This is a genomic window from Peribacillus muralis, from assembly GCF_001439925.1.
Taxonomy (GTDB): domain Bacteria; phylum Bacillota; class Bacilli; order Bacillales; family DSM-1321; genus Peribacillus; species Peribacillus muralis.
In genome coordinates this window covers 41,734-65,873 of the sequence record NZ_LMBV01000010.1, presented here as the reverse complement: position 1 = coordinate 65,873, position 24,140 = coordinate 41,734, and the positions used below count along the sequence as shown (strand labels likewise).

Annotated in this window: 21 protein-coding genes; 13 read left to right on the top strand and 8 right to left on the bottom strand. The window is 40.7% G+C overall.

Going from position 1 to position 24,140, the window contains the following annotated elements:
* Positions 1–249: 249 nt before the first annotated feature.
* From ASU00_RS13945 to ASU00_RS13905, 9 genes are all read left to right on the top strand, one after another.
* The gene (locus ASU00_RS13945; protein WP_057914083.1) at positions 250–1,218 is read left to right on the top strand and encodes an HlyD family efflux transporter periplasmic adaptor subunit; all 969 of its coding nucleotides are present in this window, start codon (positions 250–252) and stop codon (positions 1,216–1,218) included.
* A 1-nt stretch (position 1,219) separates the two neighbouring features.
* Positions 1,220–1,960 (top strand): ABC transporter ATP-binding protein, encoded by a 741-nt coding sequence (locus tag ASU00_RS13940; RefSeq protein ID WP_330219542.1) that lies wholly within the window; start codon positions 1,220–1,222, stop codon positions 1,958–1,960.
* A complete protein-coding gene (locus ASU00_RS13935; protein WP_236712731.1) occupies positions 1,908–3,077 on the top strand; it encodes an ABC transporter permease in 1,170 nt (389 codons plus the stop codon). The genes ASU00_RS13940 and ASU00_RS13935 overlap by 53 nt, the downstream gene beginning before the upstream one ends.
* 110 nt (positions 3,078–3,187) lie before the next feature.
* Positions 3,188–3,859: a response regulator transcription factor gene (locus tag ASU00_RS13930; protein ID WP_057914081.1), complete on the top strand. Its 672-nt coding sequence runs from the start codon at positions 3,188–3,190 to the stop codon at positions 3,857–3,859.
* A 10-nt stretch (positions 3,860–3,869) separates the two neighbouring features.
* Positions 3,870–5,108, top strand: coding sequence for a sensor histidine kinase (locus tag ASU00_RS13925; protein WP_057914080.1), 1,239 nt, complete (start codon positions 3,870–3,872; stop codon positions 5,106–5,108).
* 98 nt (positions 5,109–5,206) lie between these two features.
* Positions 5,207–5,623: a hypothetical protein gene (locus ASU00_RS13920; RefSeq protein ID WP_057914079.1), complete on the top strand. Its 417-nt coding sequence runs from the start codon at positions 5,207–5,209 to the stop codon at positions 5,621–5,623.
* 250 nt (positions 5,624–5,873) lie between these two features.
* Entirely contained in the window at positions 5,874–7,058 is a 1,185-nt protein-coding gene (locus tag ASU00_RS13915; RefSeq protein ID WP_057914078.1) for a NupC/NupG family nucleoside CNT transporter, read from the top strand.
* 137 nt (positions 7,059–7,195) lie between these two features.
* Positions 7,196–8,179: a peptide-methionine (R)-S-oxide reductase MsrB gene (gene msrB, locus ASU00_RS13910; RefSeq protein ID WP_057914077.1), complete on the top strand. Its 984-nt coding sequence runs from the start codon at positions 7,196–7,198 to the stop codon at positions 8,177–8,179.
* A 24-nt stretch (positions 8,180–8,203) separates the two neighbouring features.
* Positions 8,204–9,061, top strand: a complete 858-nt coding sequence (locus ASU00_RS13905) for an STAS domain-containing protein (protein ID WP_057914076.1) — start codon at positions 8,204–8,206, stop codon at positions 9,059–9,061.
* A gap of 41 nt (positions 9,062–9,102) precedes the next feature.
* Here the strand turns inward: ASU00_RS13905 and ASU00_RS13900 are convergent, their stop codons facing one another.
* The 4 genes from ASU00_RS13900 to ASU00_RS13885 all read right to left on the bottom strand — a co-directional run bounded on the left by ASU00_RS13900 (position 9,103) and on the right by ASU00_RS13885 (position 13,357).
* On the bottom strand, positions 9,103–10,755 hold the full coding sequence (locus ASU00_RS13900; RefSeq protein ID WP_057914075.1) for a glutamine--tRNA ligase/YqeY domain fusion protein: 1,653 nt from the start codon (positions 10,753–10,755) through the stop codon (positions 9,103–9,105).
* 378 nt (positions 10,756–11,133) lie between these two features.
* On the bottom strand, positions 11,134–11,874 hold the full coding sequence (locus tag ASU00_RS13895) for an amino acid ABC transporter ATP-binding protein (protein ID WP_057914074.1): 741 nt from the start codon (positions 11,872–11,874) through the stop codon (positions 11,134–11,136).
* 11 nt (positions 11,875–11,885) lie between these two features.
* The gene (locus ASU00_RS13890) at positions 11,886–12,551 is read right to left on the bottom strand and encodes an amino acid ABC transporter permease (protein ID WP_057914073.1); all 666 of its coding nucleotides are present in this window, start codon (positions 12,549–12,551) and stop codon (positions 11,886–11,888) included.
* A gap of 26 nt (positions 12,552–12,577) precedes the next feature.
* The gene (locus tag ASU00_RS13885; RefSeq protein ID WP_057914072.1) at positions 12,578–13,357 is read right to left on the bottom strand and encodes a transporter substrate-binding domain-containing protein; all 780 of its coding nucleotides are present in this window, start codon (positions 13,355–13,357) and stop codon (positions 12,578–12,580) included.
* A gap of 1,203 nt (positions 13,358–14,560) precedes the next feature.
* On the opposite strand from ASU00_RS13885, the gene ASU00_RS13880 reads away from it, so the two are divergent.
* The 3 genes from ASU00_RS13880 (at position 14,561) to ASU00_RS13870 (ending at position 18,358) form a co-directional block, all read left to right on the top strand.
* Positions 14,561–15,199 carry a hypothetical protein gene (locus tag ASU00_RS13880; RefSeq protein WP_057914071.1) on the top strand — a complete coding sequence of 213 codons (639 nt, stop codon included), beginning with the start codon at positions 14,561–14,563 and terminating at the stop codon, positions 15,197–15,199.
* On the top strand, positions 15,177–16,118 hold the full coding sequence (locus ASU00_RS13875) for a hypothetical protein (protein ID WP_057914070.1): 942 nt from the start codon (positions 15,177–15,179) through the stop codon (positions 16,116–16,118). Before ASU00_RS13880 ends, ASU00_RS13875 begins: the two co-directional genes overlap by 23 nt.
* Before the next feature lie 1,784 nt (positions 16,119–17,902).
* Positions 17,903–18,358, top strand: a complete 456-nt coding sequence (locus ASU00_RS13870) for a hypothetical protein (protein WP_057914069.1) — start codon at positions 17,903–17,905, stop codon at positions 18,356–18,358.
* An 891-nt stretch (positions 18,359–19,249) separates the two neighbouring features.
* Here ASU00_RS13870 and ASU00_RS13865 read toward each other — a convergent pair.
* Complete coding sequence (locus ASU00_RS13865) at positions 19,250–20,074, bottom strand: hypothetical protein (RefSeq protein WP_057914068.1); 825 nt, start codon at positions 20,072–20,074, stop codon at positions 19,250–19,252.
* A gap of 389 nt (positions 20,075–20,463) precedes the next feature.
* On the opposite strand from ASU00_RS13865, the gene purU reads away from it, so the two are divergent.
* Positions 20,464–21,363, top strand: a complete 900-nt coding sequence (gene purU, locus ASU00_RS13860) for a formyltetrahydrofolate deformylase (protein WP_057914153.1) — start codon at positions 20,464–20,466, stop codon at positions 21,361–21,363.
* A gap of 57 nt (positions 21,364–21,420) precedes the next feature.
* On the opposite strand, the gene ASU00_RS13855 is transcribed toward purU, so the two are convergent.
* The 3 genes from ASU00_RS13855 to ASU00_RS13845 all read right to left on the bottom strand — a co-directional run bounded on the left by ASU00_RS13855 (position 21,421) and on the right by ASU00_RS13845 (position 24,008).
* Positions 21,421–22,062: an SIMPL domain-containing protein gene (locus tag ASU00_RS13855; protein WP_057914067.1), complete on the bottom strand. Its 642-nt coding sequence runs from the start codon at positions 22,060–22,062 to the stop codon at positions 21,421–21,423.
* A 133-nt stretch (positions 22,063–22,195) separates the two neighbouring features.
* Positions 22,196–22,390, bottom strand: a complete 195-nt coding sequence (locus tag ASU00_RS13850) for a YwbE family protein (protein ID WP_057914066.1) — start codon at positions 22,388–22,390, stop codon at positions 22,196–22,198.
* 100 nt (positions 22,391–22,490) lie between these two features.
* Positions 22,491–24,008, bottom strand: a complete 1,518-nt coding sequence (locus tag ASU00_RS13845) for an FAD-dependent oxidoreductase (RefSeq protein ID WP_057914065.1) — start codon at positions 24,006–24,008, stop codon at positions 22,491–22,493.
* Positions 24,009–24,140: the final 132 nt, after the last annotated feature.

The window sequence follows — 24,140 nt, the reverse complement described above, 5'->3', positions numbered from 1 at the left end:
CCGCGCTACAGGTCGAATAAATCCAATTTAGGTTGAAAAACCCGCGCTACAGGTCGAATAAATCCAATTAAGGTCGAAAAACCCACGCTACAGGTCGAATAAATCCGCTCAAGGCCGAAATTCCCGCGCCAAAGGCTAAATTATCCGCGCCAAACGCGGAAGGTTTCACGATAAAACAGCTCTTAAGGAAAAATTAAGCTTCCTTAGCGATACTTCTTTCAGCAAAGGATATCTGAAAGGAGAAAAATGATGAAAAAGTGGATAATGCTAGGAGTGGTATTGGTGTTGGCCGTTGGGGGATCGGTTTGGTTTTTCATGAAGGAAAAAGCGGAGCCCGCTGTGGCAAAGTCAGTGACGGCTAAAGTTGAAAAGGGAGATCTTGAAGTGCAGATAAGCGGTTCGGGCTCTGTCGCTGCAATCAATAGTGAGGACATTACTGCTTCGACTACGGCTGAGGTGGATGAGGTTCTTGTGGAGAAGAATGAAGTGGTTGAGAAGGGTGACGAACTGATTACCTTCACGGATGGAAGTGATCCGATAACGGCTCCATTCGATGGTACGGTAACGACGTTGGGTGTAGAGGCGGGTGATCGACTATCAGGCAACGATGTGGTGGCACATGTTACGGATTATAAAAGATTGAAAACGACGGTCAGTGTTGATGAATTGGATATCACAAGCGTCAAAAAAGGACAAACGGTCGATATAAAAGCGAGTGCCTTTGAAGATGAAACGTTTACGGGGAAGGTGACGAGTGTAGCAAAGGAAGGTACGTATGAAAATGGTGTATCATCATTCGATGTCACGATTCAAATCTACAAACCTCGTGATATTAAAATAGGGATGTCAACTGAGGTAAGCATTTTGACGAACCGAGCGAAAGATGCCTTATACGTTCCAATCGAAGCAGTCCAAATGAACGGTGACAAGAAATACGTCAATATTGAGCAAGAAGGTGCAACGGATGCGGTTGCTGGTACAAAGACATTGGTCGAGACTGGAATCAGTAATGATAGATATATTGAAATAACTTCTGGACTTGAAGAGGGGCAGATAGTTTCTTTACCGATAACCGTCTCGAATGAAAATCGGACAGGCAGCGGCTTCAATGGAATGAGGGGCGGCCAAGGAATGCCAAGTGGCGGAGAAATGCAAATGCCGGGCGGAGGCGGGATGCCAAACGGTGGCGGTATGCCAGGTAGCGGGGGAGGTCAGTGATTTGGCTAATTCCATCATAAAAATTACAAATATGTCCAAATTATATGAGCTGGGCGGTGAAACCGTACATGCCCTTCAAGATGTATGTCTTACCATCGATAAAGGCGACTTCATTTCCATCATCGGTCCATCAGGATCAGGGAAATCGACGTTCATGAATATGATAGGATGCCTTGATAAGCCGGACACAGGCAATTACCTTCTTGATGAAAAAGAAGTGGGAAAGCTGAAGGATAATGAGTTGGCTGCCATTCGGAACATTAAAATAGGTTTCATCTTTCAGAATTTCAATCTGTTGGCGAAATTGACAGCGTTGGAAAATGTCGAGCTTCCCCTTGTCTATAGAGGGGTGAGCGTGAAGGAAAGAAAAGCGGTCGCCGTTGCCTGTCTGGATAAGGTAGGCCTAAGTGATAGGATGAACCATTTGCCGAATCAACTTTCCGGTGGACAGCAGCAAAGGGTGGCAATCGCCAGGGCACTAGCGGGCAACCCTCCCGTCTTATTGGCGGATGAGCCGACGGGTGCGCTTGATAGCAGGACGAGTAAAGAAGTGCTGCAGATGCTAAAAGATTTAAATGAAAAGGGACAAACGATCATTCTTATTACTCATGACATGGAAGTGGCAAAAGAAGCAACTCGTGTCGTTCGGATTCAGGACGGACAGCTTTTTGAAAATGGAGGTGATTGGATTGAACCTGAGCGAATCGATGAAGATGGCCATGCGCTCTATCAAAACCAATAAGGTCCGTGCTTTTTTAACGATGCTTGGAATCATTATTGGCGTTGCTTCCGTAATCGTCCTGGTTTCGATCGGGCAGGGATCCTCTCAGTCCGTTCAGGATGAAATCAACAGTTTGGGAACGAATTTGTTGACGGTAAGCGTCACGGATACGGATACCGTTGAGCTGACGGAGGAAACAATAGATCAGTTTAAGAAACTTGAAGGGATAGCGGATGTGGCACCTGTGGTCACAGGACGTGTTTATGCAAAAAACGGTGAAACCTCAACACAGGTTTCAATGACCGGAGCCACTTCATCCTATTTATCTGTTCGGAATCTTGAACTCAGTCAAGGACGTTTTTTGACTGATCTGGAAATGGATTTACGCTCCAAGGTCGTTATCCTTGGCTCTGACACAGCAAGTACGCTTTTTGAAAATCATAACGCGCTGGATCAAAACGTCCTTATCGGCGGTGTTTCCTATCGAGTGATTGGTGTACTGAAATCAGTGGGTACCTCCATGGGCTCGAGCGGCGATGATGTGATCATTGCCCCGATCACGACTGCGGAGCGGGCGACGGGCAGCACGTCAATCGGAATGGTATATGCAAAAGCGGAGAACGAGAATAGTGTAGAGCGAGCGATGTATGAACTATTAGGTGTGATGACCACCTCATTCCCGGGTCAAAGTGATAATTATTCCGTATCCAATCAAGAAGATTTGATGGATACAATGAGTTCAGTGTCCGATACGTTCACACTCATGCTTGGCGGAATCGCTAGTATTTCGTTACTTGTAGGCGGAATTGGAATCATGAATATCATGTTGGTTTCCGTCTCCGAGAGGACGAAGGAAATCGGGATCCGAAAAGCAATCGGGGCGAACCGGAAATCGATTTTGCTGCAGTTTTTGATTGAAGCGATCGTCTTGAGCTGTTTAGGGGGATTGTTGGGAGTGGCCATTGGATTGGGAATCGCAAAGGCGATATCAACTTTTTCAACGTTAACAATTAGTTTTTCATGGTCAGTGACACTTTTTTCCTTCTTATTCTCGATATTCATCGGGATAATATTTGGCGTATTTCCTGCCAATAAAGCATCGAAATTGAATCCGATCCAGGCACTGCGTCACGAATGAGCAGACAAATCATAAAGAAAGCGGCTAGGAATAAGCTCGCTTTCTTTTGTTTATGAAAAAGGATAAAATCAACATAAATGGCAGTTGAAACGGTCAGGGGGGAGTTCTTCATGAAGGTTTTGGTAGTGGAAGATAATGCTTCATTATTGGAATCGATCCGGCAAATTCTGACGGAGGAATATGAAGTCGATACAGGTGATAATGGGGAGGATGGGCTATTCATGGCCCTTCAAGGCATTTACGACATCATTTTATTGGATGTGATGCTTCCAGGAATGGATGGATTTGAAATCGTCAGGAAAATCAGGGAAGCAAAAATCGATACAAGCGTATTGTTTTTGACGGCAAAGGATGCCCTTGAGGATCGTGTCAGAGGTCTTGAAATGGGCGGCGATGATTATTTGGTGAAGCCGTTCCAGGCTCCTGAGCTTAAGGCAAGGATTCGAGCCCTCCTTCGCCGAAGCGGTATCATAACGCTATCTCAGCATGTGAAATATCGTGGAATCGAATTGTTGGAAAAAGAAAAGGATATATCGGTTGATGGAAAAGTCATTAAAATGACCTTGAAGCAATACGAACTGTTGGAATACCTCATTCAAAACAATGGAAAAATATTGACCCGTGAGCAAATTTTCGACCGCATTTGGGGATTTGATTCAGATACGACGATTGCGATTGTCGAAGTGTTCATCCACCATCTCAGGAAAAAGCTTGAACCTTTCAATTACCATAAAGATATTCAAACCGTTCGGGGTATTGGCTATATGCTAAAACAACCATAAGGGGATCGCTATGTTCCAAAAAACAAGGCTTCAATTAACAATATTGAATTCTATCGTCTTTATCATCTTATTAGCCATATTAGGCAGAACGATTTATTTCTATACGGAAGATCAAATCTATAGGGATGTCAATGATTCACTGAAAAAGGATTACGGGGGCTTCATCAATGGGGGCATGCCCGGCGGACGCCCGCAAGGTGAGTTTCTCTTGGGTCCGGGACCGAGTGTCATCGTTTGGGGACCGGAAGATACAATCATTGAGCCAAGGCTGACTGGAGACGATTTCTTCAAGGTGAATGAAACCGATTTTCACCCCGGAAAATATGATGAGATTGAAGAAATATCCGTGGATGGATATACGTATCGGGCCCTTTCGACCAAGATCGATACGAAGTACGGGGAGATGATCGTACAATTCATCAGGAATGTCGATTCAGAAAAAGATATGCTCGATCGCCTGCTTATTATCTTGTTTGCTGGCGGGGGCATTGGCAGTTTGGTGGCGGTCGGCGCAGGCTATCTACTGGCAGGAAGGGCCCTTATTCCAGTAAAGCGTTCCTGGGATCAGCAGCAGCAGTTTGTTTCGGATGCATCGCATGAAATCCGCACGCCGCTTGCCGTCATTCAATCGCGGGCTGATTTGTTATTTCAATCGCCCAACGCGACAATCGAGGAAAAAGCCGTCGATATATCGATCATTTCTAAGGAAGTGCGCCGATTGAATAAGCTTGTTAATGGACTGTTAACCTTGACCAGGAGCGATTCGAATCAGATGGAGGTCAAGAAAGCGAATTTTTTCCTTGATGACTTACTTATCGATATCGTGGAACAGTATTCTGATATATCTTCTTTTCAAGAAAAAACAATCATTATTCATGCTCCCGACCAGGTCGTTTTTCATGGCGATAAAGAGAGAATTCATCAGCTTTTGGTGATTCTGGTGGATAATGCGATGAAGTTCACGGAGGAAGGCGGGGAGATTTTCCTTTCCTGCGTCAAGAATGCATCATCGATCATCCTTTCCGTAGAGGACAATGGCATTGGCATCCCGAAGGAAGAAATCCCCTTGATTTTCAATCGTTTTTATCAAGTGGAGCAATCCCGTACAGCAAATGAAGGCTCTGGTTTAGGCCTATCGATTGCCAAATGGATTGTAGATGCACATCAAGGAAGCATAAAGGTTACCAGTGAACTGAATATCCGCACTCGTTTTGAAATCATTTTTCCCCGAAATCAAAAGAAAATGTAAAATGCCCTTAATTTTACCTTGCTGCTTAAGGAAAAATTAAGGGTCTTTTTAGATAATGCCTTTATCGGAAATACATTTCTTTTTGAAGGAGGAACAGTATGAATAGACTTGGTACCATGCATTTTTTTGTAGGAATTTTGGCATTTTTCCTGTTACTGATACAAGGGGTCATCGGGATCATGATGTTTGTTGGCGGAAGCGACAGTGTGCCGATGAATGTCGGTCAGCCTGCAAATCGTAGCACAGAAGCCGCGGCTGATTCCACCAAAACCACACCTAATGAGACAAGCGGCAATATGGGGACACCCCCACAAGGAGGGGCTAATGGCAGTATAACACCAGGAGAGATGCCAAATGGCGGTGGTTTCCAACGTGGGAACTCTCTAGCTGGTAAGTACATCGATTTTTATCATGGGGCAGGCGGCTTGGCGGCGTCGATCATCCTCCTTTTAATCGGGGGAGCTGGAATCGTTATCGCGATCATGTCGAGAAAGACAGAAGCAAAAAAATGCTAAACACAATTCAAAAAAGGGTGGGTTCCTCGAGAAGGGACCTCCCTTTTTTAATGAAGTTTTTGATTGTTACTAATTGCCATTTTTAAAAAAGAGAATAATGATTGCACTTGTATAAGAATTAGTTTAAGATATATTTCTAAAGAGGTACGTACAACTATTTTGGATGAAATAGAAAACGTTTGCATAAAAGTTTTGAGGGTACCCTACTATTAATGCACGATCATTAAATACACCTTAGTGGAGGCAGAATATGAAATTTCTGATTGCTATTTTAGGCCTGCTTATTGTTTTTGGACTAGCTTTATTAGTGAGTAGTGACAGGAAGAAGGTTAAAATTAAGCCGATTATCTTGATGGTGATCATTCAGCTTATTTTGACTTATCTTTTATTAAATACGAAGTTCGGGTTAGTGATCATCAATGCGATTGCCGATGGCTTTGGAAAACTGCTGGAATGGGCAAATGAAGGGATTAGCTTCGTATTTGGCGGCATTGCCAATGAAGGAGCAGCACCATTCTTTTTAAATGTCCTTCTTCCCATCGTTTTCATTTCGGCATTGATTGGGATCCTACAGCACTTCAAAATCCTGCCATTCATCATGAAGTGGATTGGACTACTGTTAAGCAAGATAAATGGTATGGGTAAACTGGAATCTTACAATGCTGTTGCATCCGCAATAGTTGGTCAATCCGAGGTTTTCATAACCTTGAAAAAACAACTTGGTGCCATCCCGCCAGCACGGATGTATACGCTTTGTGCATCAGCGATGTCAACTGTATCGATGTCGATCGTCGGTGCATACATGACGATGATCGAACCAAGGTATGTCGTGACGGCCATTGTCATCAATATGTTTGGCGGATTTATCATTGCATCCATCATTAACCCTTATACGGTTACCGATGATGATGATATCCTCGTTGTTGAAGAAGGGGAAGAGAAGCAGTCATTCTTCGAAATGCTAGGCGAATATATCATGGATGGATTTAAAGTAGCGATGACGGTTGCAGCAATGCTAATCGGGTTCGTTGCCTTGATTGCAGGAATCAACAGTTTATTCGATATGATTCTCGGCATCAGCTTCCAAGACATCTTGGGCTATATCTTTGCACCATTTGCTTTCATCATGGGTATTCCGATGTCGGAAACCGTGACGGCTGGCGGAATCATGGCGACTAAGCTAGTGACGAATGAATTCGTTGCGATGCTGAGCCTAGGGGATGCCGCAAAAACATTGAGTGACCGTACAATTGGAATCGTTTCCGTTTTCTTGGTTTCCTTTGCGAATTTTTCTTCCATCGGGATCATTGCAGGGGCAGTCAAAGGGCTTCATGAAAAGCAAGGTAACGTAGTAGCTCGATTCGGACTTAAGTTGCTATATGGTGCGACGCTCGTCAGCATCCTATCGGCAATCATCGTTAGTGTGATCATTTAAATAACGGATGTTATGATTTGAAAGCGGATTTATCAGGAGAGGCACTTGGATTTACTTCTAAGTGCCTCTTTCATATTTGTGTTGAAAAATTTCTTGGAAATTGAAGGGGATCGGCGAGCTGGTATATAATACATAAAATGACTTGTCATGAAGGGAGTGGTGGAACTTTGAATGAGAATGAAACGGCCATCTTTGCAGGAGGTTGTTTTTGGTGCATGGTCGCTCCCTTTGATGAAAGAGCTGGGATTATCGAAGTGATATCAGGCTATACGGGCGGTAATGCCCCCAACCCGAGTTATAAACAAGTGATTACCGGATCGACTGATCATGTTGAAGCGGTGCAAGTGGTGTTCAATCCAACAATCATTACCTATAAAGCGTTATTAGAAATTTTTTGGCGTCAGATCGATCCTACAGACGACGGCGGGCAGTTCTCTGATAGAGGCCAGCCATACAAGGCAGCCATTTTCTATCATAATGAACGACAGAAACAGGAAGCTGAGCGATCGAAGGAAGAATTGACGATGAGCGGTCGGTTTAAAAAGCCGATTGTTACGGATATTTTACCATCGGGACAGTTTTACGCCGCCGAAGAATATCATCAACAATTTTATGAAAAAAATCAATTTCGCTATAGCTTATATCGCAAAGGCTCAGGACGGGAAGCCTTCCTAAAGGAAAATTGGCCTAAGGATAATGCCCATCTTAGAGATAGCTTGACCGAGACCCAGTTCCATGTCACCCAGGAAAATGGTACGGAGCCACCTTTTGATAATGCATATTGGAATCATTTTGAAGAGGGCATTTATGTGGATGTCGTTTCTGGGGAGCCGTTATTCAGTTCAAGGAATAAGTATGATAGCGGCTGTGGCTGGCCGAGCTTCACGAAGCCCATCATGTCGGCAAGTGTCACTGAAAGAGTCGATCTTAGCCATCGAATGACCCGCACTGAGGTACGCAGCAGGGAAGCTGATTCCCATCTTGGTCACGTATTTCTTGACGGACCAGGTCCTAAAGGCACAAGATACTGCTTGAACTCCGCCGCGCTTCGCTTCATTCCAAGAATTGATATGGAGAAAGATGGATATGGTGATTTATTGTTACTTTTTAAGCTGAAATAACTTTTTGGGGATAGGGGAACACAAATGGAAAAAGTAGATGGAGTTTTATATCGTTATATCCTTGATCATTCATCAACGATTACGGAAACATGGCTCGCTTTAAGGGAAAAGCAGGCGGGTTCGATTTATTCCGTGGATACCGATGTGAAAGTGGAGGAGCTTTTGAGAAAGCAGAATACGTTGACGATCAAGACCGTGACCAGTGCTCTACTTGAGGATAAAAATTCTTTTATTGAAAATATGGAGCAATGGGCGGCAATGGTTGCGAAAAGCAGGGTTGAATCGGACACGCCGATATACGAGGTTTTGGAAGCGCTTAATAAAGTGAGGGAAACATATTGGGACTTCATCACTGACCATATGCTTAAGGATAATAATGGAATAACAAAGGATACAATCATTCGGTGGAGCCGGCTTATTAACCATGCATTCGATCAATTGAACCGTGAGTTCACTGAGCAGTATTATCTGTTGACCAAAAAACGTTTGCTGGCTCAGCAGAATTTGATCAATGAATTAGGGTCACCTGTCATTCCGATTGTAGACGCCATTGCTGTATTGCCGCTGATCGGTGAAATTGACACTTATCGGGCAAAGGAAATCTTGAATGCGACTCCAAGCAAATGCATCAGCAAAAATGTTTCTCACCTTTTCATCGATTTATCAGGGGTCACGCTTTTGGATACGATGGTTGCCCATCAAGTCTTTGAATTGATAAGTACCCTGAAGTTATTAGGCATACAATCGACCATTTCCGGAATTCGTCCCGAGGTGGCCCAGACGTCGATTCAGCTCGGACTTGATTTCAGTGAGGTTTCGACACATAGCACGCTAAAACAGGCCCTTTCCAAGCAAGGGATCAAACTTTATGAGCGAAAATAAGCAAAGAACCAGTGCCCACGGGGGCCTGGTTCTTTTTTGGGTTACAGCTTGAATGAACTTTTCAATCCGACGATTTGGTTGAATACTAAGTGATCGGCTTTTGTAAGCTTATTATCGACATTATAGTAGCCATGCCTGAAGAATTGGAATTTATCCTGAGGCTGAACATCTTTCATATTCGGTTCGACGAATCCTTGTAAAATTTCGATCGATTCCGGATTAACCCGCTCCAAGAATGATTTTTCTTCTTCATCTTCCGCTGCGCTATCCAAGATCAAAGGTTGGTAGTTGCGGAATTCCGCTGAGATCGCTTGTGAAGCCTCGACCCAGTGCAAGGTGCCTTTTACTTTCCGTCCAGTAAAGCCGGAGCCGCTTTTCGTTTCTACGTCATACGTGCAGTGAAGCTCAATGACGTTACCAGCTTCGTCTTTAATCACTTCTTCACATTTGATGAAATAAGCATGCTTTAAACGGACTTCATTGCCCGGGAAAAGACGGAAATACTTTTTCGGCGGGTTTTCCATGAAATCGTCTTGTTCGATATAGATTTCACGTGAGAATGGGATTTTACGCATGCCCATTTCCGGAACTTCCGGATTGACTTCAGCATCCAGCCATTCGACTTCGCCTTCCGGATAGTTGGTGATGACCACCTTAAGCGGGTTCAATACAGCCATGGTCCGTGGAGCCTTCAGCTTTAGATCCTCACGCACGAAATGATCGAGCATTTGCGAGTCCACGACACCGCTTGTTTTTGCGACACCAATTTCTTGGCAGAATGCACGAATGGCTTCAGGTGTATATCCGCGCCTGCGTAAGCCTGATATGGTAGGCATCCGGGGGTCGTCCCAGCCGTCCACGAAGGCTTCATCGACTAACTGCTTCAGTTTTCGCTTGCTCATTACGGTATTGGTCAGATTAAGACGGCCAAATTCATATTGTTGCGGCTGGCTTTCCATTTCACAATTTTCGACGATCCAGTCATAAAGTGGGCGTTGATCCTCGAACTCAAGTGTACAAATCGAGTGGGTGACTCCCTCGATGGCATCTTCGATTGGGTGGGCAAAGGCATACATCGGGTAGATGCACCATTTGCTGCCGGTATTATGATGCTCGGTATGGGAAATACGGTATATGACCGGATCGCGCAGGTTAATGTTAGGCGAGCTCATATCGATTTTTGCACGCAATACCTTTGTACCGTTTTCGAATTCACCGTTGCGCATCTTTTCAAATAGGTCAAGATTTTCCTCGACCGTTCGAGTGCGGTAGGGGCTGTCTTTACCTGGCTGTGTCAGCGTTCCGCGATATTCCCGGATTTGATCGGCATTAAGGTCGTCTACATATGCCAACCCTTTATTGATCAGCAGCACAGCTCGTTTAAACATTTCATCGAAATAGTCGGAAGCGAAGAAAAGGTTGTCCCAATCGTAGCCGAGCCACTTTACATCTTCCTTGATCGAATTGACATACTCGATGTCTTCCTTCAACGGATTCGTATCATCGAATCTCAGGTTTGTTTTACCGTTGAAATCATCCGCCACCCCAAAATTCAAAATGATTGATTTGGCGTGCCCGATATGTAAATATCCATTTGGCTCAGGAGGGAAGCGTGTAATGATATGATCATGTTTTCCGGACTCCAGATCATCTTTTATGATCGTTTTAATAAAATTCGAAGAGTTATTTTCCAACTGAATTCGACCTCTTTCATTTATATACTTCTTTTGATTTTACCTGTATATATACCATAAATACAGATATTTTTCCATGTTCGAGCCGGAAACAGGATTTGTGGATACGTACTGAAACCCTTTCATTAAGTAAACAGTTTGCGCAAGAAGGTAAGAAAATATCCCTGAGTGATTGAAGAAACTATCTAACTGGCAATGAAAGAAAAACAAATTCCACAAAATAGGCAATACAGGCATTTACTCCTGTATTGCCTATAATGAAGTTCCGGCCTTGGCCGGATTATCAGTGGATCAGGACGAAATATTCCCGGTTTCGGCCGGATTAATGTGGTTTAGGACGAATTATCAGCAGTGAAGGCCGGATTCTTCCCGTCACAATTAAAAGACTGTCGTTTGCAGGAACTCTTTTGTCCGCTCTTCTTTTGGATTTGTGAAGAATTCTTTTGGCGGGCCGCTCTCCACTACTCGGCCATCATGCATGAACACGATCCAATCGCCAACTTCACGGGCGAAGCTCATTTCATGCGTTACGACAACCATCGTCATCCCTTCCATGGCAAGCTCCTTCATCGTAGCAAGTACCTCGCCGACAAGCTCGGGATCGAGAGCGGAGGTAGGCTCATCAAAGAGAAGGATATCAGGCTTCATCGCAAGGGCACGGGCGATGGCAACACGTTGTTTCTGCCCGCCTGAGAGTTTGCTTGGATAGACATCGGCCTTATCTGATAAACCTACTTTGGCAAGCAATGCCTTTGCTTCTTCAATAGCCTGGGCCTTAGGGACTTTTTTGACATGAGTAGGTGCTTCAATGACATTTTCAAGAACCGTCATATGCGGGAATAGATAAAAATGCTGGAAGACCATTCCGACTTTCTCGCGAATCTTATTGATATCATGGGTATCCGGTTTGACTTCCGTCCCCTCAATCAGGATTTGCCCGCTGTCTTTCTTCTCGAGATAATTCAAGCAGCGGAGCAGGGTGCTTTTCCCCGAACCACTTGGTCCGATCAAACAAACCACATCGCTATCCAATACCTTCATATCGATATCCTTCAGTACATGCAGGTCTCCATACGATTTATGTAAATTCCTAATGCGAATCATTTCTTTTTGTTCCATTTCATTTCCCCCTATCGATCACTAATGGATAGTTTCTTTTCGAATAAATTGACGACAATGGTCAGGAATGCGACAAGAATCAAGTAGTAGACCGCAACGATCAATAAATACGTCATTTCATCGAAATTATTCGAACCGAGCGTAGTGGCTACGTTAAATAGCTCATTCATGGATATGAAGGCTGCCAGAGAAGAATCCTTCAGCCCGATGATGAATTGGTTGCCTAGCGGCGGCAATGCGCGACGGAAGGCCTGTGGCAGGATGATTCTCCTCAATGTGAGTGAATTGCTCATGCCAAGGGAACGTCCGGCTTCCATTTGGCCTTTATCGATCGATTGAATCGTACCTCGCAATATTTCGGAGATATAAGCTCCATTATGGAAGGCGAGGGCAAGAGACGCTGCCCAGAAGTCAGGCAATAAAAACAGATTGCTGATACCGAAGTAGAGGATGAAGATTTGGACGATTAGCGGTGTACCCCGTACGAGGAATACATAAGCATCAGAAATCCAGGCAAGAACCTTTATATTGGAAATTTTTAAAAGTGCAAAAAGCAAACCGATTACGATCCCGACAATAATGGAGACTACCGTAAGTTCCAGTGTGAGGAGCATGGCACGTATGAACACGTCGGACGAGCTGAATAATGTATCGAAAAAATGTGAAAAACTTGGCAATGTAATGACTCCCTTTCTATTAATCTTTATTCTGGCTTAGTAGTGATATCCTCACCAAAGTACTTTTTGCTGATCTTCGCAAGCGTTCCGTCTTCCCGAAGGTTCTCTAGTGCTTCATTGATCCGTTTTAGCAGCTGAGGATTATCGCTGGGCAGCACAATCGCCTGCTCGCTCCGTTCGATCAATTGCCGGCCCTTGATATCGAAACCTTCCTTGGACGCTTCTTTACCGGTGACGAAATCGGTGATGACCGCATCATGACGTCCTTCGCTCAACGCTTTAAGCGCAGTGATATCACTGTCGTATGTTTTTACATGATTTGTATACTTTTCTGCAGTAGTTGCATATGTAGAGCCTTTTGAAGCCGCAACTTCCTTTCCCTTTAAATCGTCAACCGTTTTAATATCGCTATCTGATCTGACGAAGATTTGGGGCCCCGAGTAATAATAGGGGGTCGAGAAGGCAACGTGTTTACTTCGTTCTTCATTGATCGTATGGCTGGCAACCGCGGCATCCGCCCGGCCGGTTTTAACGCCCTCGACGATCCCTTTGAATTTAATCCGTTTAGGTACAGGCTCAAGGTTAAGCTCCTTGGCAATGGCATCGCCCACTTCAATATCAAAACCTGTCACGGTCATGTCATCATTGACATAACTAAATGGCTTGAATTCACCTGAAGCAGCGAAAACAAACTGGTCCTCATCAATCAGCTTACTCCCATCCTCTAGCTGATCCTTTTCAGCACAGCCGGACAAAAGTCCAAGAATAACCAGTACAGATATAATGAATGTAACGGATGATTTCATGATAATCTCATTTCTCCCTTCAAAAAAACTAATCGAAAGGTCTATACCCTTCTTAAGTAACGAATAACCTCATTTTATCAGAAAAATAAACAGAATATTATAAAAATTTATAGTGGGATATGAATAGGAGTGGTAAATTAGGCCTATGGGGACTACTGATGATTTTATATGTGTTACTAAAGTGGAAACTAGTGACTTTTAATTCATTTAATATCATTACTATCTCAAAAATGAAACCTGATGTTTCAATGTTGGAACAATACAAAATTGAGTATTAGATACAATTAAATTATGGGCATACAAAGGGGTGACATGGGCACATCTTAGGTGAACCATTACATGATAATGTCGAGGATGTATCCGTCTGGGAACGAAAGACAGTTGAAGAATATTATATAAGTGGAGGAGGGGCATCTAACGGAAAGTTAAAATAAATGCAATCATAACTTTTATTATTTTCCTGTGTTCTTTTGCATTATTATTATTATTATTATTATCTATTGTAGATGCACAGGGATCTTTAATGGAAGAAGCTGCAGTTTATAGTGAGAACGGTAATGTTGTAAATTTCAATTTTAATAGATAGAAGCGCGTTTTAGCTATGAAATTTTTTTATGGGGTGTGTTCTAATTAGTTTTTAGAAGTAGTTATTTATAACTTTTTTTAGACCATTTAAATAACTAATTTTAATCAAATATTACAGGATTTTTGTCGAGGATGTGTCTGGCTTAAAATGTAAAAATTTTATAAATAAATAGGAAGATTAATATGAAGTTCAAAATTATAGTATTTTAACCTGCATTATTCTTAGCCCGTTCAATACATTGGCGCAAGAAAGCTTGTCAGAGAGGAATACTATTATAAAAGAATTAGAAAAAAAGATTGAAATGTCATAATCCCCAGCATAGAACCTTGATCATTACTATTGATACTCTTAACCATCCAAAGAAAGCATTAATTACCAATAATAACTATGCCAGTATAAAAAAGTAATAGGGAGGGGATTTATTAAATAGCAAAATTAAGATAAATCATTGTAGGGAATATCTTCTTATTACGGGTGGTGAGATCTTGGCTGGTACTACTCCTAGTAGTTATTCTGAGGGCTAGAACAGCTACTCTGTCGTCAGGACTTACAGAACGTATAGGAATCCAAGTGATTATCAGTAAAAATTCAAATGTAAAATTTCAGGAGGAAAAGAAATGAAAAGAATATCGTTGTTACTGTTAACATCTTTATTATTTTTATCGTTGAAGATAGATACTGTATTTGCAGAGGAAGAAGATTTCACTTATGATCCGTATCATACTTCGGAGGTTGATCCTTTTGATTATCTTGAGGGGGGAACTCCAGCGACACTAGAAGAGATGTCACCACTTCGCCCGATCCCGATGCCTAGAGCTTCACAAGATAAAGGCTATAATATACCTGGTAATCAAGGGAAATTAACGTCTAACGTTTGGCGATCACAAGTTGGACAAACTTCTGGAAACACTTTGCAATGGGATTATCAAGTTTCTGCAGTTTATTCAGGATCTAAAAAAGTGGAATCTATTAGAACAACTTGGAAAGCTTCTGCATCAATGAGAAATTCAGCGAATATATCTTTAGGAATATCCGGCAGTGGAGTTAATACTGGTGGAGGTTCAGCATGGACTACTACTTCAACGAAAACTAAGTACTGGGAAAATAGCAGTGGAGCTAAGGAATCTTCATATAGATCCAATGTAATTATTTCACCTAAAGGAGACTATAGAACCGGGACTATTTCAGTAACTAATACTGCTAAAGTGAAATTATCAGGAGATAAAAAGTCTTATGAGATTTCAGCAGGAGCATAAAAAAATATACGTTGTATTATCTTTAACCATAGTAATTATTTTATTGTTTAGTTTTATTAAATTTAAGGGTTCTTTTGAAATGAAAAATGATAGAAGCGAAAAAAAAATAGAAGAACTATATGTTTTGGATTATTGGGATCAAAAACTGAAAGTATATAATCAAGATACTTATAAGTTTATTAGATATTGGAAAGATACTGAAAATGAGTTTCAATATAATTTTAAAGAATATAGCGATGTTTTGACGAGTGGGAACAGTATAAAAAATAATTTCTCAATTATTCGTTATACTGAAAAGGGAGTTAGGACATTATTAAAATTACCCGAAAACGAAGCGTTGTTTCCACTAACAATTGATGATAAAGATAATATGTATTTTTGTAGAATTTATTATAATGATGATAAAACTGAGAAAAAAAGAGTTATATCAAAGTATAATGAAAAGAATAATCAATTGGATGATTTAGCTATTGATGTTGGTAAACTTATGGATGTTAGTGTTATAAAGAAAAAATTTTTTTTTACTTCTTATAATGAAAAAAAACAAAAGCATGACTTGTATGAATCAAATTTAACAGAAAGAAATAAGATTGAGTTGATAAAAAATAATTTAGACGGTTCCGAGATTTATAATATTAATGAAGAATTGTATTTAAAGTCTTCAGAGGGGAAATTAGTTTCAAATAAAAAGAAGGAATATCCTTCTGCAGAGATAACAATTGTTTATAAAGATTGGTTATTATTTTTGGACGTTAAAGAAAACAGTTCTCAAAACCTACGTATCTACTCAACTAATAACAAAAGGTATGTTTATAAAATTAAAAATTTAAAGGGCTATAACTTAAATGGATATACACTTACAATTTTTAAAGACGACTTTATGAAAAAAGTAGATTTAAAATCATTAAATTCAATATAGTTTTATTCTGATTATAGAGGTACAGATACATGTCCATCAAGGGGTACAGCGGAGATACATGTAATAACTTATCATAGATCTTAGCGGATATGTTTTTGGGCATTAATCTTTGCTTTAGTGAACATATGCTCCATTGTTGGATAAATCAGCAAAAAAACAGTATCATCAAGGGTTCATCAATGTCAGCTAATGCTTGTGATAGAATTTTACAGGTATCTCGGTCGTCGTACCCTATCTATGACCTTCGAGTAAGTTCACATAATCAATCTTATAAACACTTGTTAGCAAATTTAAAACCCATATTAACAGTTTTTCATTCTCTGTGGGTGAAGCGCTGATTTTTGCGCTTCATGGATGGCTAACCGGTGCGTTTGTTCACTAAGAAGAAGTAAAAAGTCGATTCCTTAACGTAAAGGAGATAGGCTTTTTACCTCTTTCGCTTTGGCGTAAAAATTAATAATGGTTTGCCTCATGGCCCCTTTAACCTAGTGTTTCAATATTGGAACACGTAAAAGTTTACTTATCTACATAATTAATTCTAAAGAAGATGATATGGGCGCATCTTAGGTGAACCCTTACAATGCTTTTTGCCGAGGATGTTGTCCTTACTTAGTGAAAAAAGCAGATAAAGAGGATGCAAAATTAATTATTAAAATGGGTATTCGAGGAGACGTTGTAGGTCTTACTGTATCCAGATCATCGTATGGTGTGACTTGTGTTGGTTAATAAAGGGAGACATGTATGTAAATAAGGAGTGTTACATTGACAAATTAATTAAGACTTTCTTATATCGTATTATTCGTATTACTTCCTGTTTTATATATAGTTAGTTCATTTATTGTAAGGTATCTTCTACAGGGTAAAGAATTCTCATTATTCTTTGGTGATGCCTTCGGCATTTTAGGTATTTATTATGTATTAGTCAGCAGCATCTTTATGATTGCTACAAACATTAAAAATGTAAGTCTGAAAGATATGTAATCTAAATTGTATCTCATTTAAATGAAAAATATATTTTTGATGATTAGCAGGATTTTAATTAGATGTTTAATAGCGTTTGTTTGATTAATGGCCCCCACGACTAGCAGATTAGTTGGCCCAAGTTTTTGGAGTGTTATTGCCTAGTTCAGCGTTGCTTGGGGGCAAACTGGTTATGGTAACGGTTATTGTACCGTGTTCTTACCATTGGTTTGAAGATTTTTTTATTTAATACCACATTAATATTACTTTATATATTTTGCTAAAAAATAGGGGAGGTCTTTTGGTGGGAGATATTATTTGGCAATTGTTGAATCTTGGAGGACTTTTGTTATTTTTTTATTTATTAGTTCTTGTGTTTAAAAAGTTAAGAGGTAAGGAGAAACAGAAATGAAAAAATGTTCTTATAACATAAAGATGAGGTAAAAATATGCTGCTGCGGCACATAGTTATTTTTATAATAGGTATCTTATCAACTTTCATTATTCAAGATGATCTTTTCAAACAGTACAATCTTATACTAAATTTATTTTTTAGAATTATATGGGCGTTATTTTTCTTACTAATTATTTGGTTGCTGCAAAATATAAATTATAAAATGTAAAAAAATAAATGAAAACCAGTTCAATTAGTTATTAATGGTTTTTATGAGAGTTCCGTTCTTTATTATGTTTGGCTAGGAATATTTAAATTGTATTGTTAAATTCTTTTTTGCAGTTAAAATCGCTGTATTCTTTAAAATTTTGAATTCTTCCAGCGACTAACACGACTTTCTTAATACCAAATTAAAGAAATAGGTGTAAAAGGTGACAAAGAAAAAGATATTCGTTTTATTAAGTATTCCTGTTGGCTTATTGATTTTAGTTGTTGGTGCCCTTTTTGCTTATAAGCAAATTTCTCAAGGTGAATTTTCAACATTACCAGATGGTATTAATGTAAGTATATACAATGCATCCCAAGATACAATTCCAGAGTCTAAACTCTATTTGGTAAATGGAGATGAAGAAAGGGTGGTCTTAAGCGATTTCCCTGAATTAAAAGAAAAGAATACTTTTAGTTTCAACACAAAATTCGTTCCTGACCAGGACTATAATTTAGCAATTTCCTACGAAATAAATGGAGAAAAATATGAAAAAATTATTATGTATGCTGGTGCAAATGCAACTAAATTAGGTGCTAAAATTACAGTCCATTCTATTAAAGAAAAGAATGGGATAAAATTAAAAACTTATGATGGATTTCGAGTATACGAAGAAGAATAAATATTTGCTATACGTCTATTTTCTCTTTTTTAATACATCAAATGTATTAAAAAAGAGACATTTGTGCAAAAGCAGTTAGAGGAATTTCTCATGAAAAATTAAGGTTTTATGGCACTTGTGCAGCTGGCAATATCTTAAAAAAGAGAACGCCTTAAAGACGTTCCCGGTTTATCTTGAGCCTCTCTGTCTTTAAATTTGAATATTAATAGTTAGATTATTTATTACGCTTTTTTCGTTTCACAAAATAGACAATGAAAGAAATAAATAGGACAAATAATATAAATATAGTAACTTGATATCCTACATCAAACCAATTCACATTTGTTTCATTCATGTTATGCCTCCTCAATCATTTTTCAAAGATTTAAGCGTTTTCTAAATAAGTAATCACGAAAAGTCCAGGCTGTGGAAACAAGTGAACAAAAAAGGATAATTAACTGCAAAAAATTCAGACTTATGAAAAAGGCCCAGCTTGTTCAAAGTAATTGAACAAGCTGGAAGATAAATTAGAGCATTCTTATAAAAAATTAAAAGTGGTGAAAGTTTTGGGATTAAACTTTCACCACTTTTATGGTCAAATAAAAAGTTCACTTGAAAGCCCAATTTATGAATTACAGTTGAGGTTTGTGACCGCTTCTTTTTATTCCTTCATTTTTCTTCGTGCGCTTCATTATAAGGACTTATTTAACAAGCCCCTGTGTTATCTTCTTTTTAATAGAATAGCTAATATTAATGATAGTTGCAGGGAAATGATAATTAAAAATGAGATAATAAATTGTTCATCTAAAGGTGCAACAAAGATAAAGATATAAAATAACACTACAGATACGAATAGAATGGAAATGAAATTAATAATGGTTTGTCTCATGGCCCTTCCTTTCTAACAACAAATCAATAAGACAGAGTTAATCCATAGGCCCTTGTATCTGTTGAATTAGTGGGTGTAATGGATAAACCGGCCGGAAAAACGGACACAGTAGGTGTACCACCAACTCTTCTATGACCATACTCTATTTTTATATTGATTTTACCATTTTTAGATGTTGGAACATATACGTATTGTCCAATATACCCTTTATGCTTAGTTTTACTAGTAGAAGCTTTTAAATCATATGAACCAGCCACACCAGCACTTGGCTCCCAATTACTTGGAGAGTATTTGATGGCATAATCAATCCATCTCCCATTTCCTTGTTGATCTTGAGAATATCTGTGTTGGTGTTGTGTTACTTTTCCTCCACTGGTTGGTAAATATAACCCTGAACTTGAAGGGAAACCAATAGTCATTTTATCAACTAAAGTATATGAAGGAGTTTTCAGCCATTGAAAGTTACCGTACATATAAAATTTATCTTCTTTTGATCGATCACTTTTAACTTTATATACCGTTCCACCTAGTTTTAACGTTGAAGCAGCGATGTTTGCAAATGTACTAATTTGCACTTGCCCTGGCTGATTAAATTCTGGTATATATATATCCATGATTTCTGTACCAGAATCAATAACTTGAGCTTCCTCTTCAATTAAGTGTCTGGAAACTTCAACAGGTAAATCCTCAGCTTCTTCTTCAGTATTACCAACTTCATTTACAAGATAATCTAACTCTTTTTGTGTTAGTCTTTCTTCGCTAACGCTTGTACCATTTTCCTCAGCAAATCCTACTGTTGCAAAACTAAAAGAAAATATAAATACTGCTACTAATGATATATAGCTCATTTATTCTTTCCCCTTTCCAATTTAATACTACTATTAGGCCGATTGAGATTTTCCATGAAAACCTCGACTTGTATTAAAAGTAACATGAATAATGCTTTTATGAGTTCCAATATAGAGAGGATAAATTCCAATTTTGGAACAATATCAATTAGTAAATATGGTATATATATCGGAGAGAAAAAAGCTGAAAGGAAGACTTGTTCAGCCTATTTGTAGGCAAGTTTCCTCCTGTATTCAACTGAACGGCATGCTGAAGTTTTGTTTGAAAAATGCCAGCATACATTGTAATGAGAAGCAGTATTCAACCCCATATGGTTGGCTCGACTTTAATTGTGCATATGACATGAAGTATAATGTAGCAAAATAGTAGAAGGGCAGTTGGGAAAATGGTGAGCAACTTTGTGCAAGAGCAGTTAGAGGAATTTCGGGTACAAAATCAAGATAGAGCCCGTTTAATTATTAAATGTCCGGACCAGCCAGGAATTGTTTCGACAGTTACGGCGTTTCTTAAGGAGTATGATGCGAATATCGTCGAGTTGAGTCAGTATTCGTTGAATCCTGAGGGCGGTACTTTCTTCACGAGGATTGAATTTGATTGCCCTGGATTAAAGGAGAGGGCAGCGGAAATGGAAGTGGCCTTTGAAGAGGTTGCGGCAGCATTTTCGATGGAGTGGACGCTTGCCCATGTGAGTGATTTGAAGCGGACGGCCATTTTCGTTTCCAAGGAGCCGCATTGTCTGCTTGAATTGCTATGGGAGTGGCAAAGCGGGGATTTATTGGCCGATATTGCGCTTGTCATCAGCAATCATGAAGATACGAGGCAAATTGTCGAATCGATGGGAATTCCCTTTTATTACATTCCTGCGAATAAGGATATACGTAAGGAAGTAGAGTCAAAACAGCTTAGTCTTTTGGAAGAATATAATGTTGATCTGATTGTGCTGGCTAGATACATGCAGATCCTGACGCCTGATTTCGTAGCGGCCCATCCGAATAAAATCATCAATATCCATCATTCCTTTTTACCTGCATTCATTGGGGCAAGGCCTTATGAGCGAGCCTATGACAGGGGTGTCAAGCTGATTGGGGCAACCTCGCATTATGTGACGAATGATTTGGATGAAGGTCCAATCATCGAGCAGGATATTGAACGTGTGGACCATCGTGATTCAGCGGGGGATATGAAGAAAATCGGACGTTCGGCTGAACGCAGGGTGCTCGCTCGTGCCGTTAAATGGCATTTGGAGGATCGTGTTCTTGTCCATGAAAATAAAACGGTAGTCTTTTAAAGTGGAAAGGGCCCCCTTGGCAAACCAAGGGGGTTTTTAGCATGGAAAGTGGGGTGTTCAATACGTATATTCGACCCTTACCGTTGCGGTGATGTTCAATTCCCCGGGCTGTATCGGGGTGGAAGCGTTCTGTGCAAAGGAGCTTGCTTGGTAAAGCGTTGGAGACGTTGTTTCAGAGATCTCGTCAACCTGGTTGGGAATGGGGTTCAAGGTAATTCCTATCGTTCTGGCCATGGAGAGTGCTTTTTCGTTTGCATGTTTTAATGCGAGCGAAAGTGCTTGGTTATAGTAAGCTTCCGGATTTAATAAGGAAAAGCGGATGCTGGTGACCGTATTGGCACCGCTTTTGACAGCCGTGTCAATCAAACTGCCGATTTTTTCGATGTCGGTCGTTCGGACCTGGATGATGTGCTGGACTTTATAATTCTTGAACAATTCCTTGCCGTCGATATAATCATATTGTGGATCGATTCTGTACTCACTCGTTTTCATATGTTCTTCAGGAATGCCGGCCGATTTAAGGGCTGCGATGACGTTCGCGATTGCTTGGGAGTTGGCCTGCTGGGCCTGTTGAGGGTCCTCATTCTCCGTCATGACGCCAAGGGTGATGGTGGCTTGGTCGGGGGCTGCTTGCAGCGTCTCGGAGCCGGAAACCTTCAATGTATGTTCATCGTTGCGGGCATTATATTGTTGGATCATGTTGACACCAGCCTTTTTAAAGAGATACATAACCTTATTGTACGAAGTATGAACGGGAAACATGATTGAAATATCGTCAGCTTCATCAAATCAGTAGAATATAAAAAAACACTCGGCCTGGACCGAGTGCAGTTTACTTATGGATGACTTGGACCCTGCCAACCTGGCCATCGGTCAATCTTACTTTTATCCCATGTGGGTGACTGCTGGAGTTGGTCAAAATGTCCTTTACCGTTCCGCTTGTCAGTTTGCCGCTGCGTTGATCTGCTTTCAGTACAATATCTACAGACGTACCTGGTGTAATATCTTTCCGGTTTTTACCGTTCATGTTCGATCCCATCCTTTGGAGTTATTTGCAACGATTGAGTGCATGTAACTTCAGTATAAGGAAAACGGCAGACCTCGTCGACCATTAGGTGATTTGTCGGTTAACGTATTTTCTTCAAGGGTTCGACAGCAGGACCATTTAAAACCTCGCCACTGATGGAGAAACGAGAGGCGTGGCATGGACAGTCCCATGTACGGTCGCCGCTGTTCCAGACAACCTCACAGCCCATATGGGTGCATGTGGAGTCGACGATATGCAGTTTACCGTCTTGATCGCGGTAACACCCAGCTTTGTCTCCATTAACCTTCACGATTGCGCCTTCATCGATGCCCAAATCTTCTGGTGCTTTATGAATGACGGCCAATTTCCCCTTAATCAGATGCTTCGCCACATCGGCGTTGTCTTGGACCATATTCTTCAAGCCCTTTAAGCGGGAGGGATTATACAAATCGGCATACCGATTGTCCTTTTGCAAAATATGATCGCTCATGATCTTGGCAGCGATCGATCCATTGGTCATGCCCCATTTCGCATAACCCGTAGCAATCAGGACGTTTTGATGATTGGCGGTCACCGGGCCGACGTAGGGGATCTTATCCGGAGTCACGATATCCTGTGCCGACCAGCGATAAGGGATATCCTCCACATTGAAATAGTGCGAGCTGAAGTCCTTCAAAGCTTCATAATGCTCGATCATCGAGACTCCCTGCCCAGTCTTATGGCCATCGCCGCCGACAAGGATCAGCTTTTCGCCATCGTCTCCTTCCGTATAGCGAAGGGATCGAGAAGGGGTATCCGCGCAATAAAACATGCCTCCGGGATATTCCTGCTCGGTCCTGATTGCCAGTACATAGGACCTTTTGACATGCATACGGGCGAAGTATAGGCCCGTCTCATCATTGAAAGGGTAGTGGGAGGCCACGATTACCTGCTTGCTTTTGATGCTATGCCCGCTATCGGTCAAGACAGTCGGTGGATCTCCGTCTTCAATCTTCATTGCCGTTGTCTGTTCATAGATTATGCCCCCAGCCTCCTGAAACGCGGAGATCAGTGCCTTCAAATATTTCAAAGGATGAAACTGGGCTTGATCCTTCATGATTACGGCAGCTTTGCAAGGGATCGAGAAGGGGATTTCATCTGTGTAATCACCCCTAATGCCAAGCTTTTGGTAGGCTTTCAGTTCTTTTTGAATTTTGTTTTTGTATTCATCGGTATTCGCGTAAATATAGGCATCCTGTGCGGTCAGATTGCATTCGATGGAATGCTCGGAAACCAAGTCTTTGATTAGCTGCATTCCTTCAGCATTTGCTTCATAATAGAGCTTGGCCTTTTCTTCTCCATGCTCGGTGATCAATTGATCATAAATAAGGCCATGCTGGGCCGTGATTTTGGCAGTCGTGTGCCCCGTCGTTCCATTCAGGATTTCGCCTGCATCAATCAGTGTGACCTTAACCCCCTGTTTTGCTAGTAGATAAGCTGAAGTGATCCCTGTAATACCTCCGCCTACGATCAAGGTGTCCGTGGTAATATCTCTATCTAGCTTAGAAAAAGAAGGGAGAGTTAATGCGCGCCAAAAGGGTTCGGGAAATTGAGGGAGATCTGTATTTTTCTCAGTCATTTAATTACCTCCATTACAGTTCGTTGTGAATTGTCCATTTATTACCATACCCAAAATTAGTATTTATACGCCTGTTTTTTGTAAAAGGAAGGTGTTTAGAAAATACATTATTTGCTTGTTTACAAAAACGTA